Origin of the sequence: Nonomuraea sp. NPDC050733 (assembly GCF_040654215.1) — a bacterium.
Taxonomy (GTDB): Bacteria; Actinomycetota; Actinomycetes; order Streptosporangiales; family Streptosporangiaceae; genus Nonomuraea.
The window spans coordinates 39,153-53,385 of record NZ_JBFAHO010000051.1 but is presented as its reverse complement, the minus strand read 5'-3'; the positions used below and the strand labels follow the sequence as shown (position 1 = coordinate 53,385).

Annotated in this window: 16 protein-coding genes; 4 read left to right on the top strand and 12 right to left on the bottom strand. The window is 72.3% G+C overall.

The genetic code is table 11. The annotated features are described in order from the left end of the window. Positions 1–93: 93 nt before the first annotated feature. From xylB to AB0H64_RS40605, 3 genes are all read right to left on the bottom strand, one after another. Positions 94–1,584, bottom strand: a complete 1,491-nt coding sequence (xylB, locus tag AB0H64_RS40615) for a xylulokinase (RefSeq protein ID WP_357636034.1) — start codon at positions 1,582–1,584, stop codon at positions 94–96. Positions 1,585–1,777: 193 nt separating this feature from the next. Further along, positions 1,778–1,999, bottom strand: coding sequence for a hypothetical protein (locus AB0H64_RS40610; protein ID WP_357636026.1), 222 nt, complete (start codon positions 1,997–1,999; stop codon positions 1,778–1,780). 76 nt (positions 2,000–2,075) lie between these two features. Further along, the gene (locus AB0H64_RS40605) at positions 2,076–2,525 is read right to left on the bottom strand and encodes a MarR family transcriptional regulator (RefSeq protein WP_357636023.1); all 450 of its coding nucleotides are present in this window, start codon (positions 2,523–2,525) and stop codon (positions 2,076–2,078) included. Positions 2,526–2,586: 61 nt separating this feature from the next. Between AB0H64_RS40605 and AB0H64_RS40600 the strand changes: the two genes are divergently transcribed. Then, complete coding sequence (locus tag AB0H64_RS40600) at positions 2,587–3,096, top strand: VOC family protein (RefSeq protein WP_357636020.1); 510 nt, start codon at positions 2,587–2,589, stop codon at positions 3,094–3,096. Positions 3,097–3,208: 112 nt separating this feature from the next. Next, entirely contained in the window at positions 3,209–3,454 is a 246-nt protein-coding gene (locus tag AB0H64_RS40595) for a hypothetical protein (protein WP_357636017.1), read from the top strand. Between the two features lie 121 nt (positions 3,455–3,575). Here AB0H64_RS40595 and AB0H64_RS40590 read toward each other — a convergent pair whose 3' ends face one another. Next, positions 3,576–4,151 carry an NAD(P)H-dependent oxidoreductase gene (locus AB0H64_RS40590; protein WP_357636015.1) on the bottom strand — a complete coding sequence of 192 codons (576 nt, stop codon included), beginning with the start codon at positions 4,149–4,151 and terminating at the stop codon, positions 3,576–3,578. Between the two features lie 106 nt (positions 4,152–4,257). Between AB0H64_RS40590 and AB0H64_RS40585 the strand changes: the two genes are divergently transcribed. Together AB0H64_RS40585 and AB0H64_RS40580 are read left to right on the top strand one after the other, a co-directional pair. Further along, a complete protein-coding gene (locus AB0H64_RS40585) occupies positions 4,258–4,629 on the top strand; it encodes a helix-turn-helix domain-containing protein (protein ID WP_357636012.1) in 372 nt (123 codons plus the stop codon). A gap of 22 nt (positions 4,630–4,651) precedes the next feature. After that, positions 4,652–5,110, top strand: a complete 459-nt coding sequence (locus AB0H64_RS40580; protein WP_357636010.1) for a MarR family transcriptional regulator — start codon at positions 4,652–4,654, stop codon at positions 5,108–5,110. A 10-nt stretch (positions 5,111–5,120) separates the two neighbouring features. On the opposite strand, the gene AB0H64_RS40575 is transcribed toward AB0H64_RS40580, so the two are convergent. The 8 genes from AB0H64_RS40575 to AB0H64_RS40540 all read right to left on the bottom strand — a co-directional run bounded on the left by AB0H64_RS40575 (position 5,121) and on the right by AB0H64_RS40540 (position 14,233). Continuing rightward, the gene (locus AB0H64_RS40575) at positions 5,121–6,233 is read right to left on the bottom strand and encodes a hypothetical protein (protein ID WP_357636007.1); all 1,113 of its coding nucleotides are present in this window, start codon (positions 6,231–6,233) and stop codon (positions 5,121–5,123) included. Between the two features lie 57 nt (positions 6,234–6,290). Next, positions 6,291–7,664, bottom strand: coding sequence for an amino acid permease (locus tag AB0H64_RS40570; RefSeq protein WP_357636004.1), 1,374 nt, complete (start codon positions 7,662–7,664; stop codon positions 6,291–6,293). Between the two features lie 153 nt (positions 7,665–7,817). Then, complete coding sequence (locus AB0H64_RS40565; RefSeq protein ID WP_357636001.1) at positions 7,818–8,447, bottom strand: TetR family transcriptional regulator; 630 nt, start codon at positions 8,445–8,447, stop codon at positions 7,818–7,820. 36 nt (positions 8,448–8,483) lie between these two features. Continuing rightward, positions 8,484–9,194 (bottom strand): DUF4328 domain-containing protein, encoded by a 711-nt coding sequence (locus AB0H64_RS40560; RefSeq protein WP_357635998.1) that lies wholly within the window; start codon positions 9,192–9,194, stop codon positions 8,484–8,486. A 113-nt stretch (positions 9,195–9,307) separates the two neighbouring features. After that, positions 9,308–10,930, bottom strand: a complete 1,623-nt coding sequence (locus AB0H64_RS40555) for a GMC oxidoreductase (RefSeq protein ID WP_357635995.1) — start codon at positions 10,928–10,930, stop codon at positions 9,308–9,310. A gap of 70 nt (positions 10,931–11,000) precedes the next feature. Continuing rightward, positions 11,001–11,504 (bottom strand): carboxymuconolactone decarboxylase family protein, encoded by a 504-nt coding sequence (locus AB0H64_RS40550; RefSeq protein ID WP_310707440.1) that lies wholly within the window; start codon positions 11,502–11,504, stop codon positions 11,001–11,003. Then, positions 11,501–12,580: a dihydrodipicolinate reductase gene (locus tag AB0H64_RS40545; protein ID WP_357635993.1), complete on the bottom strand. Its 1,080-nt coding sequence runs from the start codon at positions 12,578–12,580 to the stop codon at positions 11,501–11,503. The genes AB0H64_RS40550 and AB0H64_RS40545 overlap by 4 nt, the downstream gene beginning before the upstream one ends. Positions 12,581–12,673: 93 nt before the next feature. Next, positions 12,674–14,233, bottom strand: a complete 1,560-nt coding sequence (locus AB0H64_RS40540; protein WP_357635990.1) for an aldehyde dehydrogenase (NADP(+)) — start codon at positions 14,231–14,233, stop codon at positions 12,674–12,676.

Below are 14,233 nucleotides of genomic sequence, written 5' to 3'. Positions count from 1 at the left end.
TCGGCGCGGGCGGGGGGGGGGCCGCCGGCCGTCCGTCCGCGGCGCGCGACCTTCCGGCCGGCCGCTCCCCTGGACCGGCCGGCCGGGTGGGCGTCAGAGCGGGCGGTCGAGGATGTGGGGGCGGGCGGCGGCGTAGCGGTGGCGGATGTCCGGCACCGGGTCGGCCTCGTAGGCCGCGGCGTCCTGCGACGACCAGTCCACCTCCGCGTCCAGCAGCCGGGCCGCCTGGTAGGCCGCGCCGTCGGCGACGTACTCGCCCGGCGGCGGGGCCAGAACGGGCCGGCCGAAGACGGTCGGCGCGATGCGGCGGACCGCCTCCGAGCGGGCTCCTCCGCCGATCAGCAGGACGCGCTCCGGGACGTGGCCGAGCGCGTCGAGGCCGTCGGCCAGGCCGCACAGCATGCCCTCGATCGCCGCTCTGGCCAGGTGGGCCGGGGTGGAGGTGGCCAGGGTGAGGCCGTGGACCGCTCCGGTGGCGTTGGGCTGGTTGGGGGTGCGCTCACCCTCCAGGTACGGCACCAGCGTGAGCCCACCGGCTCCCGGCGGGGCCTGGAGCGCCAGCTCGCCGAGCCGGTCGAGGCCGACGCCCGTGAGCCGGGCCGTCGCGTCCATGACCCGGGCCGCGTTCAGCGTGCAGACCAGCGGGAGGAAACGGCCCGTCGCGTCGGCGAACCCCGCCACCTGGCCACTCGGGTCGGCACTCGGCGCGTCGGAGACGGCGAACACGGTGCCGGAGGTGCCGATGGACACCACGACGTCGCCGGGCCGCGCGCCCACGCCCAGCGCGGCGGCCATGTTGTCGCCGGTGCCCGGCGCGATGCGCGTCCGCCCCGCCTCGCCCCCGGCGTCCAGGCCCCCGCCCGGCGCGGTGCGCGTCCCGCCGGAGCCGGCCTCCCCGCCCGGCGCGGTGGCGGCGTCGGCCACCGGCCCGAGGACACGGGGCAGCAGTGGTACCGCACCGAAGGCTGCCTTGAGCAGATCCGTCCGGTACGTCCCGGTGGCCGGCGACCAGTAGCCGGTGCCGGAGGCGTCGCCGCGGTCGGTGGTCAGGTGGTCGAGCGGCGGCGGCGGCGCGTCGGCCCACGCGCCGAAGGGCAGGCCGAGGACTCCCGCGAGCCGCCAGGTGAGCCAGTCGTGCGGCAGGCACACGGCGGCCACCCGGCGGGCGTTGTCAGGCTCGTGCTCGGCCAGCCAGCGCAGCTTGGTGATCGTGAACGACGCCACCGGCACGCTGCCCACCGCCTCGGCCCAGGCGGCGGGGCCGCCGAGCTCGGCCACCAGGGCCGCGGCGGCGTCCGCGGAGCGCGTGTCGTTCCAGAGCAGCGCCTCGCGCACGACCTGGCCGGCCTCGTCGAGGCAGACCATGCCGTGCTGCTGTCCCGCCACGCTCACGGCGGCCACGTCGTCGAGCCCGCCGGCCTCCTCGACGGCCCGCAGCAGGGCGGCCCACCAGTGGGAGGGGTGGATCTCGGTGCCCTCGGGGTGTGCGGCCCTGCCCTGCCGGACGAGCCGGCCGGTGGCGGCGTCGCGGATGACGACCTTGCAGCTCTGGGTCGAGGAGTCGACCCCGGCGACGAGCGTCATGCGGTCACGCCCGGCACGCCGCACGTGAGAGGAAGGTGAATGTCAGCGCTACCCATGGCCCCGATGCTGCACGAACCTGCCCGGACACCACAACCCCGGGCACCGCATTCCCCCACCCCAGACGCCACTGGGCAGAACGCCGGAGGCACCCCGCGCGGACCCTGTGTCACAACTCCCGCGCCGTGGGCCGGCGTCACAGGCCCGAGGGGTCGCGGCCCACGCTGATCTCTTCGGCGATCTTGCGTAGCTCGGGGCCGTCGAGACCCGGCGCCTTGGGAAGCTGGCGCACCAGCGCGTCGAGCACCACGGGCACCGGCTCTCCCGCCAACCGTCCGGCGATCCCGTGGACCGCCCTGAACAGCGCATCGTCCATGTCGTGCATCCCCCGCTCACCTCCGGGCGTGTGGAGCGTCATCCGCTCCTGCGCCGGGCCGAGGCCACACCCCCGGCCACCCGCGCAACGGTACGACGTGCCACCGACAGTTTCCGCGCTAGCGCTCCAGCGTGTCCCGGACCGTGGCGCAGATGTCGTCGAGTGCCCGTACCTGCTCGGGGCTGAGCACGTCGAACAGACTCCGCCGTACCTCCTCGACATGGCCGTGGGCGGCGCCGGCCAGCGCGGCGAAGCCCTCGTCGGTGAGCACGGCGAAGCTGCCGCGCCCGTCGTCCGGGCAGCGCTCGCGGCGCACCCAGCCGCGCTCCTCCAGCCGTGCGACCGCGTGCGACAGGCGGCTCTGCGAGGACTGCGCCCAGGTGGCGAGCTCGCTCATCCGCATGCGGCGCTCCGGCGCCTCCGACAGCCCCACGAGGACCACGTAGTAGGCGTGCGGCATCCCCGCGTCGCGCTGCAACTGGCGGTCGAGCGCCGCGTACAGGAGCTGGGTGGCGGCCACGAAGTTGCGCCAGGCACGCTGCTCGTCGTCGTCCAGCCATCGGGTCATGGGGCCATTTTAGTTGAACTCTCATATACTTGAGTTCGTGTCCTGCTGAAAGGGGAACACCATGCCGGTCCAGCGGCTCAACCACGCGGTCCTGTACGTCCGTGACGTGGAGCGGAGCGTCGCCTTCTACCGCGAAGCCCTCGGCTTCGAGGTGGTCATGGGGATGCGGGGGGCCGCCTTCCTCCAGGCCCCGGGCTCGAACAACGACCACGACCTCGGCCTGTTCGAGATCGGCGCCGGCGCGGCTCCGTCGCCGGCCGGGCGCTCGTCGGTGGGGCTCTACCACCTGGCCTGGGAGGTGGACACGCTGGACGAGCTGGAGCGCGTCGCGGCCAGGCTCGGCGAGATGGGGGCGCTGGTCGGCGCCTCGGACCACGCCACCACCAAGGCGCTGTACGCCCAGGACCCGGACGGCCTGGAGTTCGAGGTGTCCTGGCTGGTGCCGGCCTCGCTCATCGACGAGGAGCTGCTGGCCGCGCGCAGCTCGGTCCGGCCGCTGGACCTCGCCGCCGCCAAGCAGCGGTACGGCGGGACGACGCGCGGCGGCGTGGGCGTGTCGATCCCCGCCTGACACACGGCCTGACGCACACGGCCTGGTAGCCGAAACGCAGGCGCGGGAGGAAGTGATCAGGGCCGGAGAGGTACCGTGGCCTTGTCCGACTCCCGCGCCTTGGAGAACGGTCATGTCGAGCGATCCTGATCACGTGCTCGACGCCATCGACGGCGTCGTCGACGAATGGGAGACGCTGAGCGCCGACGCGATGCGCTGGGCGCCTCCCGAGCAGAAACAGGTGGGCGTGGTGGGCGAGGTGACCGACATCCTCGCCCCGCTCGCCAACGCCCTCACGGAGGCGTTCCGCCCGCTGGGCGACGCCGTGACGCGCCTGCTGGACGGCCTCGCGGGCGGCGATGACGACGACGACCGCTGAGGTCGTCAGGGTGATCCGCCATGCCGCCGGCGGGCCGCCAGGCGGTGATCCACGGGCCGGAAGGCCGCGCCGCGCACCTGCGGAGTGACCGGCATGTCCCTGATCAATCCGGTCGCGACGTTCAGGCCGCCAGGCGCATGGGACGCAGCGCGCCGGTGAGCTTGGTCAGCTCGGCGATCAGGGCGTCGGCGGCGGCGTTCATCATCTCGTCGGGCCGCACCACGCCGTCCTCGCCGACGAACTGGGGGAAGAACGGGATGTTGACGGACTCCACCACGGGCACCATCTTCAGCGAGCTGGTGACCTGACGCAGGCCGTTGACCGCGCGGGTCCCGCCGGAGACGCCTCCGTAGCTGACGAAGCCGGCCGCCTTGTGCTGCCACTCCTGGTGCAGGTAGTCGAGGGCGTTCTTGAGCACGGCGTTGAAGCTGTGGTTGTACTCGGGGGTCACGAAGACGAAGGCGTCGCCACGGTCGACGGTGGCGCTCCACGCCTTGGTGTGCGCGTGCTCGTACTTCTTGAGCCGGGGGTGGTTGGGCTCGTCGAGGAAGGGCAGCCCCACTTCGGCGAGGTCGACGAGCTCGATGTCGAAGCCGCCCGCCGCCACGGCGCGGTCCCGGAACCACTCGGCGATCGAACGGCCCACGCGGCCGGGCCGGGTGCTGGCGACGATGATCTGAAGGACGGGCTTGGACATGTACGGCTCCTCGCGGCGTTGGTGTGGTGACGGTCAGCTTACTAAACATTATTGAGTAACTACACATTCCTTAGCAAGTGTCCGCCCGATCCGGTACTCTCGTGACGTGAGCCTCAAGACCGTCTGCACCCGCTTCCACATCGCCCTGGAGCTGATCGGGGCGCGGTGGTCCGGCGCGTTGATCCACATGATCTTCAAGGGCGCGCACCGCTACGCCGACCTCAAGGCCGCCATCCCCGGCCTCAACGACACGATGCTGGCCCGGCGGCTGCGCGAGCTGGAGGCCGCCGGGCTCGTCGAGCGGCGCGTGCTGAGCACGTCGCCGGTCCGCGTCGAGTACCACCTCACCGAGATGGGCGAGGACCTGCGCCCCGTCCTGGACGAGCTGGTCACCTGGGCCCACAAGTGGATCCCGCTGCCCGACGCCGCCGACCACGAGGCACCGGAGCACGTCTCCCGGGAGAACGCCGCGATCTGACAGAGTTGTTACGTTGGCCGGCATGGCATCCCTGGGAACGCTGCTGCGGCACGTCCACGAGGTCATGGACGGCGCGATCGCCCGGATCTACACCGATCTCGGCCTGCCCGACTACCGGCCGCGCTTCTCCCCGGCCGTGCGGGTCCTGGCCGCCGAGGGGCCGCTGGCCATCCGCGACCTGGCCGCCGCCATCGGCGTCACCCACTCGGCGGCCAGCCAGACCGTCCACCAGATGAGCAGAGCGGGCTTCGTCACCCTCGAACGGGGCGCGGACGGCCGGCAGCGCGTCGTCCATCTGACCGAGCGCACCCGGGCGGCGCTGCCCGCCATCGAGGCGGAGTGGGCCGCCACCACGCGGGCGGTGGCGGAGCTGGAGGCGGAGCTGCCGGCGCCGCTCACCGCCGTGCTGGAGGCCACGGTGGAGGCGCTGCGCCGCCGCCCCTTCCACGACCGCGTCACCGCCGCCCAGGACCGCGACTGAACACCTCGGGTCAGGTGTGGGCGGGCAGGCCCAGGTGCTCGGCGATCGCGGCGGTCACCGGGGTGACCGTGGGCAGCGGCGGCCCGGCGTAGTGTCCCGGCTTGTGCGCGCGCAGCAGCAGCTCGCCGCTGCGCTCCCACTCGAACCCCTTGCGCCCGAGCAGCCCGGCGAACACCTCGCTCGCCCTGGCCGGGTCACGCTCGGCCAGGCGCAGCAGCGGCACCGGGGAGACGGCGTCGCCCCGGAGATAGGCGGACAGCAGATCGCGGTACGCGGCCCGGACGACGAGCGGAGGATCGTTGAACAATTCCTCCAGCATCCCGAACTCCGCGTAGTACCCCAGCCCTGCCGCCTCGTCGAAGATCAGGCCGACCGTGCGCGCCGCGACCAGGTGCTCGGGCGGTTCGAATCCCCCTGAGGGCGGGCCGCCGAGCCGTGCCGCCTGGTGGGCGAGGTAGCCCCGGACCAGATCGGCGAGGTCGACGCCGGGCAGCACGATCAGGTCGGCCCCGAAGTACTCGGTGAAGCAGCGCCGCTGCGCCCGCTGCGTCTCCCTGGCCTGGGCGAGCAGGACGGGGTTGCGGAGGACCCACGCCGGGTGGCCGAGCGCGAGCCGGGCGGCGACGTCCACGAGCGTGCCCCGCGCCTCGGCGGTGTGCACGGCCGGAGGCGCGCTGATCAGCCAGTCGGCGCCGAGCGGGATGAGCCGCCCCACGACGAACATGCCGGGCGTCAGCGCCGCGAACGCCTCCTCGCCCAGGTTGGAGAAGGCCCGGTAGACCAGCTCGTCGACGAGGTTGAACAGCAGCACGGCCGCCCCGTCGACGGCCCGCACCTCGAACACCCCCTCGACCACGATCTTCCAGCCGGCCACCAGCTCCACGTCGGTGCGGTCGAGCCCCGGCGTCTCGGCGAGGAAGCGGTCCACGACCGTGTCGCCGCTGGGCAGCGCGTGCTGGTGGGCGAAGAAGTCGACCGGCAGGAAGGCGGCCGCCTCGTCGGCCGGCGGCCCGCCGGCGTAGAAGCGGTCGAGCACGGCGCCCAGCTCGGCGCCGAACCGGCCCGAGGTGGCGAAGTGGATCAGCTCGGCCTTCAGCTCCACGGCCCGCGCAAGCTTGCTCACGCAGTGAGACTAACCGGCGACGGTGCGCTCACGCGGGCGGTTCGGGCAACTCGTGGTCTACCGCTCCCCGGCGGCCTGGGGCTCCAGCGCGGAGTGCCGGCGGCCGTAGCCGAAGTAGATGATCAACCCGATCACGAACCAGACGGCGAACCGCAGCCACGTCAGCGGATCCAGGAACGTGATCAGCCAGATCGAGAAGACCACCCCGATGGCCGGCACGAACGGCATGGCCGGCGTCCGGAACGTCCTGGGCAGGTCCGGCTGGCGGTACCGGAGCACGATGACCGCCACGCAGACCACCACGAACGCGAGCAGAATTCCGATGTTGGTCAGCTCGGCCGCCTCCCGGATCGGGAGGAACCCGGCGATCAACGCCGAGGCGGCGCCCACGATCCAGGTGACGCGGCTCGGCACCCGGCGCACCGGGTGCAGCTTGGCGAACCACGGCGGCAGCAGCCCGTCACGGCTCATGGAGAACCACACGCGCGTCACGCCCAGCATGAACGTGAACATGACGGTCAGGATGCCGATGATGGCCCCGACCGCGATCACGGACGCCAGCCCCGACAGCCCGACCGAGGCGAACGCCGAGGAGAAGCCGCTCTCGGGGTCGATCTCCTTGTAGTTCTGCATGCCGGTGAGCACGAGCGTCGCCAGCACGTAGAGGATCATGGAGATGATCAGCGAGTAGATGATGGCCTTGGGCATGTGCCGCTGCGCGTCCTTGGACTCCTCGGCGGCGGTGCTCATCGCGTCGTAGCCGAACACGGCGAAGAACACGGTCGCGGCGCCGGTGATCGCCCCGCTGATTCCGAACGGGAAGAACGGCGTGTAGTTGGCCGTGTTGATGAAGAAGAAGCCGACCACGATGACCAGCAGCACCACGGCCACCTTGATGCCGACCACGATCGTCTCGAAGCGGGCGGCGGCGCGGATGCCGAGGTTGAGCAGGTACGCGATCAACAGGCACAGGACGACCGCGAACAGGTCCACCACGTGGCCGCTCCCCGTGCCCGGCGCGCCGAGCATCCAGGCGGGCAGGTCCACGCCGAACTGCATGACCAGGAAGCCGAAGTAGCCGGATATGCCGATGGCCACGACGGCCACGATGGCGGTGTACTCCAGCAGCAGGTCCCAGCCGATGAACCAGCCGACGATCTCGCCGAGCACCGCGTAGCCGTACGTGTAGGCCGACCCGGCCTTCGGGATGAGCCCGGCGAACTCCGCGTAGGACATGGCCGCCGCCGCGCTCGCGACACCCGCGATGAGGAACGAGACGAGGACGGCCGGTCCGGCCGTCTGGTTGGCGACGGCTCCGGCCAGGGCGAAGATGCCGGCGCCGATGATGCCGCCGACGCCGATGGCGGTGAGCTGCCACAGTCCCAGCGTCCGGGACAGCTCACCCTCGTGCTCGTGGGCGATCTGTTCCACGGGTTTACGCCGGAAGATCCCGCGAGAAGACACCATGATGATCCTCCTGACCAGGGTTCGGCCCAGAGTGCCCCTTCCCGCCGTGTCGGCTCCTATGCCGTTCCCCCAGGTCGAACCGCCTTTGCCGGGCGACGGCAGGGCGAGCGCGGCGGCTCAGGGAGGGTCGCCGGGGAGGCCCAGGGCGCGGTGGAGCAGGTGGTGCATGTGCGCGCGGAACCGGCGCAGCGCCCGTGGGTCGTCGGCGCCGTGCCGCTCACCGGCCTTGTCGAACACTCCGCTCAGCACGAAGCTGTGGGCGCACCAGATCAGCGTGTTGACCGTGTAGTCCACGTCCGCGTCGGGGTCCACGTCCAGGGTGGCCCTGATGGTGTCGATGACGAGCTGGGCCAGCGGCTGGACGTACTCGGGTTCGAGCCCGGTGACGTCGCTGGCGTCGGAGAGCCACCGGTGCGTCCACAGGGCGGGGAACTCGGGGTGCTCGACGCAGAAGTCGATGTAGAGGTCGATCAGCCGGTGCGCCGTGGGAAGCTTGTCCTCCCGCGGGGCCGCCATCAGATTCTCGACCGCCGTCTCCAGCATGGCGCGGTGCGCGTTGTTGGCGCGGTTCATGACCGCGAGGTACAGCTCGCGCTTGCTGCCGACGTGGTAGCTGATGGTGGCGACGTTCAGCCCCACCGCCTCGGCTATCTGCCTGGTGGAGGTGCCGTCGTACCCGAGTCCGGCGAACAGTTTCGTCGCGACCCGGAGAATCATCTCCCGCTGGCTCGTGTCCCCTGAAATCACCCAAAGGACGATATTTGACCCTATCGTCCCCCTCAATCAGTTGACGGACAGATCTGGGCCAAGTTCCGGCAAAGCGGCGCGCCGATCCTCCTGGAAGCGGGTGATCTTCATGACGACGAACGCCGCCAGCGCCGCCGTGGCCGTCCACCAGGCGCAGCCGGCCACGTCCACCCACGCCGCCTCCCTCTGCGCCTCCAGGTCCGACCGCCACAGCAGCACGGCCACCACGTCGAACACCCAGACGCCGATCAGGAAGGCGCTCCACCAGGCCCAGATCAGCACGGAGGGGCGCGCCAGCGGCAGGGGCCCCACGGGCGCGCCCGGCCTGGAGGCGTTCCACACGTCCTCCACGACCTGCTTGGGGAACCACAGATTGACGACCGGCACGAACCAGCCCATGATCACCCACGGCCTCGCCCGCCGGTGCGGACCCGGCACGAGCACCTCGGCGTTCGCCCGCACCCGGCGCAGCCACACCAGGAACGCCCCGGCGGCCAGCACGAACACCGCGATCTCCGCGACCACGTTCCCGACGGCCAGGGCGCCGTTGACGTCCACCTCCAGCGGCCGGACGGAGTCCGAGTCGACGAGCATCCGCTGGATGATCACGGCCTGCCACGCGCTCATCCCGGCCCTCACGACCTTCACCAGGGAGTGCGCCGCCAGCGTCACCATGGCCACTGACGCCATCCCCCGCACCGGCCGCAGCACCGGCCGCAGGGCCGCGGGAGACACCGCCGGATGCATGAAAACTCCTCGCGTAGACACCCAGAAGCGCAGTATCGCCAAGTTCGACGCCCCGAAGCCCCGATTCCGGGCGTCGCAACGCTCCTGTGATCGACGACGACGGAGCCGCGCTCTCAGAGGTCGGTGGCGATGATCTTCTCGATGTTCCGCTCGGCGAGGGCCGTGATCGTGACGAACGGGTTCACGCTGGTGTTGCCCGGGATCAGCGAGCCGTCGATCACGTACAGGCCGGGGTGACCGGTGAGGCGGCCGTAGTTGTCGGTGGCCCTGTTGAGGACCACGCCCCCGAGCGGGTGGTACGTGAGGTGGTCGCCCCAGATCTTGTACGTGCCGAAGAGGTCGGTCCGGTAGATCGTCCCCTCCTTGGAGTTGATCTTGTCGAAGATGCTCTTGGCCATGTCGATGGCCGGCTGCTTCCAGGCGGTCTGCCAGCTCAGCTCGACCGCGCCCGTCGCGGCGTTCCAGGTGAACTGGGCGCGGTTCGGGTTCTTGGTGATCGACAGGTAGAACGAGGCGAAGGTCTCGATCCCGGTCGGAAGCGGCGCGATCTCGGCGAACGCCCCGCCCGCGGCCCAGTTGTCGATGCCGCTGCACGGGATGGTCGACTGGTGGGAGCCGGTCGCGTCCCAGACGTGGTTGGCGCGGCCGCACATGACGTTGCCGTTGTCGCCCCAGCCCTTGCCGACCTCGCCGTTCAGGTTGGGCAGCGCGCCGGTGGCCTTCAGCTTGACCAGCAGCTTGCTGGTGCCGACGCTGCCGGCCGCGAAGAAGACCCGGTCCGCGGTCACGGTCTTGGTGGCCGTGGTGTCGCCGTTGGTGTTGATCTGCTCGATGACGACCGTGTAGCGGCCCCCGGCCGCCGGGGTCACCGAGGTGACCTTGTGCAGCGGCGAGATCGCGACCCGGCCGGTGGCCCTGGCCTTGGCGAGGTACGTCTTCTGGAGCGACTTCTTGCCGTGGTTGTTGCCGTAGAGGATCTCGCCGGCCAGGGCGGACTTGGTGGCGGTGCCGGCCGCCTCCTGCTGCATGTAGTTCCAGTCGTACACGTCGGGGACGAAGACGAACGGGAACCCGGAGCGCTCGGCGTGCTTGCGGCCGACGCGCGAGAACTGGTACCACTCCGTCGAGTCGAACCAGGCCGGGTCCACCGTGCCGACGCCGAGCCCGGCGTGGGCGCGCGGGTAGTAGACGTCGTACATCTCGCCGGGGTTGACCGAGGGCAGGATGGCGGCGAAGTTCTCGCGCTTGGGGGTGACCGCCATGCCGCCGTTGACGAGGGAGCCGCCGCCGACCCCGCGGCCCTGGTAGACCGTGATGCCGCTGAACTCCTCGGCGTCCAGGACCCCGGTGTAGCGGCTGATGTCCCGGTCGATGGGGAAGCCGAGGAAGTAGTTGAGTGGCGCCTTGGTCCTGGTGCGCAGCCAGTACGACCGGTTGTCCGGCTCCAGCGTGGTGCAGAAGATCTTGCCGTCGGAGCCCGGGGTGTCCCAGGCCATGCCCATCTCGATCATGTGCACGTCCACGCCCGCCTGGGCCAGGCGCAGGGCGGCGACGGACCCGCCGTACCCGGTGCCGATGACCAGCGCCGAGACGCTCGCCCCGTTCGCGATCGGACCGGTGATCGCCTGTGCCGCGGCCCGCGCCGGGTCGCGGCCGGCGAGGGCCGCGACTCCGAGCAGGGTTCCGGTCCCGGCGATGAACCCACGACGCGAGATGCCAGAGGTCTTCTCACTCATGCGGCGTTCCTCACTCTTGAGGGAGTCGTACGGAGTTGCTCGCGCCTGAGTCGCTGCCTGGTGAATGCGCCTACCGGTCACCCGCCGGCGAGGGACCACCGGTGGGCAGCACGCACACGGTGTCCAGCCCCAGCACCCGGTTGAGCCGGCCGAACGCCAGCCACGATCCGATGCACATGCTCAGCTCCACGATCTGGAGCTGGCTGTAGTGCGCGGTCATCCGCGCCCAGAACTCGTCGTCGATGCCGTGGTGGTCGACGGCGTACCGCTCGGCGTACTCGGCCGCCAGCCGGGTCCGCACGTCGAAGGCCGCGGTGGTGCGCCACTCGGCCACCGCCTCGGCGAACTCGTCCTCCACCTTCTGCCCGTCCCGTTCGGTACGCCAGTCGAGGCAGAACGCGCAGCCGTTGATCTGCGCGATCCGCAGCCGCGCGGCCTCGAACTCGCGCAGCCCGAGGGTCGTGTGGGCGTACACGGCGAGGGAGAAGTGGGAGGCCGCGGGCCCGATGCCGGGGACCAGCTCGCCCCACACGTACGTGATGGGGTCCTTGCCCGCGGGAATGTCGACCCTCACCAGCGGCTCCTTCCGAGCTTGCCCGTCGCCGGGCGCAGAGGGACGTCGAGCGCGTCGTACAGTCCCGGCTCCGTCTCGGCCAGCCACTCGACGGCGTTGACCAGGCGTCCGACGGCGGTGGCGTTCCCGCCGGCGGCCGGGTTGCCGCCCTCGTCGCTCGCCTCGACCGTGACCTCGATCCGCGGCCTGCCCTCGATGACCACGCGGTGCGCCCCCGCGCGGCCGGGCGTCGCGGGCCAGTCCGGGGCGCAGGAGGGGTGGATCCGCGTCACGTGCTCGACCACGATCCGCGGCTCGCCGCCCACGATCCCCTGGACCTCGAACCGCACCGCGCCCTGCGTGCCGGCCTTGAACTCCCCCATGAGCTCCGTGGCGACGGTGGCGCCGAGGGGGCGCCGCTCCACGCTCTCGCGGACCTCCTCGACCTGGACCCCGAGGCCGCGGGCGATCATCCGCACCTGCCCGCCCCACACCATGGTCGGGACGGTCGGGGCGATCATCGGCGGCTCGTAGTCCATGGGCTGCCCCATCCCGACCAGGTAGCGGACGGAGTCCTCCTGGTCGTAGGCGGAGTAGTCGAAGATCTCCTGGCAGCGGATGGCGTCCACGGTGGTGGCCAGCCCGCTGAGCAGGAGCGGCAGCACGTCGTTCCCCCACCCGGGATCGACCCCGGACACGAACAGCGACCCGCCGCCCTCCGCCACGGCTCTCAGCACGCTCAGCCGCGTCTCGGGCGGCGCGTTGCGCTGGTCGTAGAGCGCGTACAGCGAGGGGGTGACGACCACCGCCCCGCCCCGGATCGCCCGGATGACGTCGGCCAGCGCCTCGTCGGGGCGGATCTCGCCGGACGCCGCGTAGACCACGGCTCGGGGACGGGTGGCGAGCACCGCGTCCACGTCGTCCGTCGCCGTGACCCCCAAACCGTGGCCGAGACCGGCGAGCTCGCCCGCGTCGCGGCCGGCCTTGCCGGGGTCGTGGACGAGCACGGCGGCGAGCTCCAGCGCCGGATGGGCCTCGACGGCGCGGATGGCCGCCCGGCCCACGTTCCCGGTACCCCAGACGATCGTGGACACCATGGGCGGAGCGTAACAAGCGCTTGGTTAGGTGCATAGGGCCCCCCGGTGACCGGCGCCGACGGCACGGTCTGCCGCTGACCGGGCGGCCCCCTGCTACTGGGGAACCCCGTCCACCGTGCGGGGAACGCCGAGCGGGTTGGCCTCGCGCAGCTCCGGGGGCAGCAGGGCCTCCGGGGTGTCCTGGAAGCACACCGGCCGCAGCCAGCGCTCGATCGCGGTGCTCCCCACCGAGGTGGAGGCGCTGGTGGAGGCCGGGTACGGCCCGCCGTGCTGCATGGCCGGGGCGACCGCCACCCCCGTGGGCCAGCCGTTCACGACGACGCGGCCGGCCAGCCCGCTCAGCCGGGCCACCAGCTCGGCCGCCCCGCCGTCCGCCCCGCCGTCCGTCTCGCCGTCCGTCTCGCCGCTCTCGTCGGCCGCGATCTGCGCCGTGGCCGTGAGGTTGCCGGGCAGGGCGTCCAGCACCGCGTCCCGCTCGGCCCGCGAGCCGTAGCGGGCCAGGACGGTGACGGGCCCGAAGCACTCCTCCAGCAGCTCGCCGTGCGCCCCACCGGCCGCCAGGCCCGACGCCGCCACGGTCAGCATGCCCGGCCGGACCGCGAGCGGCGCGTCGCCGTCGCCCGCCTCGCCCGCCGCGAGGACCTCCCGCACGCCGGGAAGCTCGGCGCGGGCGCGCACCCCGGCCAGGAACGCCTCCCGCATGCGCGAGTCGAGCAGCGGCCCGGAGGGCACCGTGGCCGAGACGGCCGCCTCGACGACGGCGTCGCCCGCCGGACCCTCGGGCAGGAGCACGAGGCCGGGCTTGACGCAGAACTGGCCGAACCCCTGGGTGTAGGAGGCGGCCAGGCCCGCGCCGATCTCCGCGGCCCGAGTCTCCGCGGCCCGCTCCGTCACCACCACCGGGTTGAGGCTGCCCAGCTCGCCGTGGAACGGGATCGGCCGGGGCCGGGCGCAGGCGATGTCGTACAGGGCCCGGCCCCCGCGCACCGAGCCGGTGAAGCCCACGGCCGCCGTCAGCGGATGGCGTACCAGCTCGGGACCCGCCTCGAAGCCGTGGACCAGGCCGACCACGTCCTCCGGCAGCCCGACCTTGACCGCCGCCGCGCGCAGGGCACGGGCGCACAGGACGCTGGTGGCCGGGTGGTCGGGGTGCGCCTTGACCACGACGGGGCAGCCCGCGGCCAGCGCGCTCGCGGTGTCGCCGCCGGGCACGCTGAAGGCGAGGGGGAAGTTGCTCGCCGAGAAGACCGCGACCACGCCCAGCGGCACCTTGTAACGCCGCAGGTCCGGCCGGGGCGCCGGCCGGGCTCCCGGGTCCGCGTGGTCGATGATCACATCGAGGTAGGCGCCGGACTCCGCCACGTCCGCGAAGGCCCGGAGCTGGTAGCACGTGCGCGCCAGCTCGCCCGTCAGCCGTACCCGGCCCAGCGCGGACTCCGCGTCGGCGGTCGCGATGATCTCCTCGCCGCCCTCCTCCAGCAGCGCGGCGGCCGTACGGAGCAGGTCGGCGCGCACCGAGCGGTCCGCGAGGGCCTCCGTGGCGGCGGCCGCGGCCCGCACGGCGCGGTCGACGTCCGACGGCGTCGACTCCGTCGCGACGCGCTCGCGGGTCTCCCCGGTACGCGGGTCGACGCTCAGCACGGCGTTCGCCAT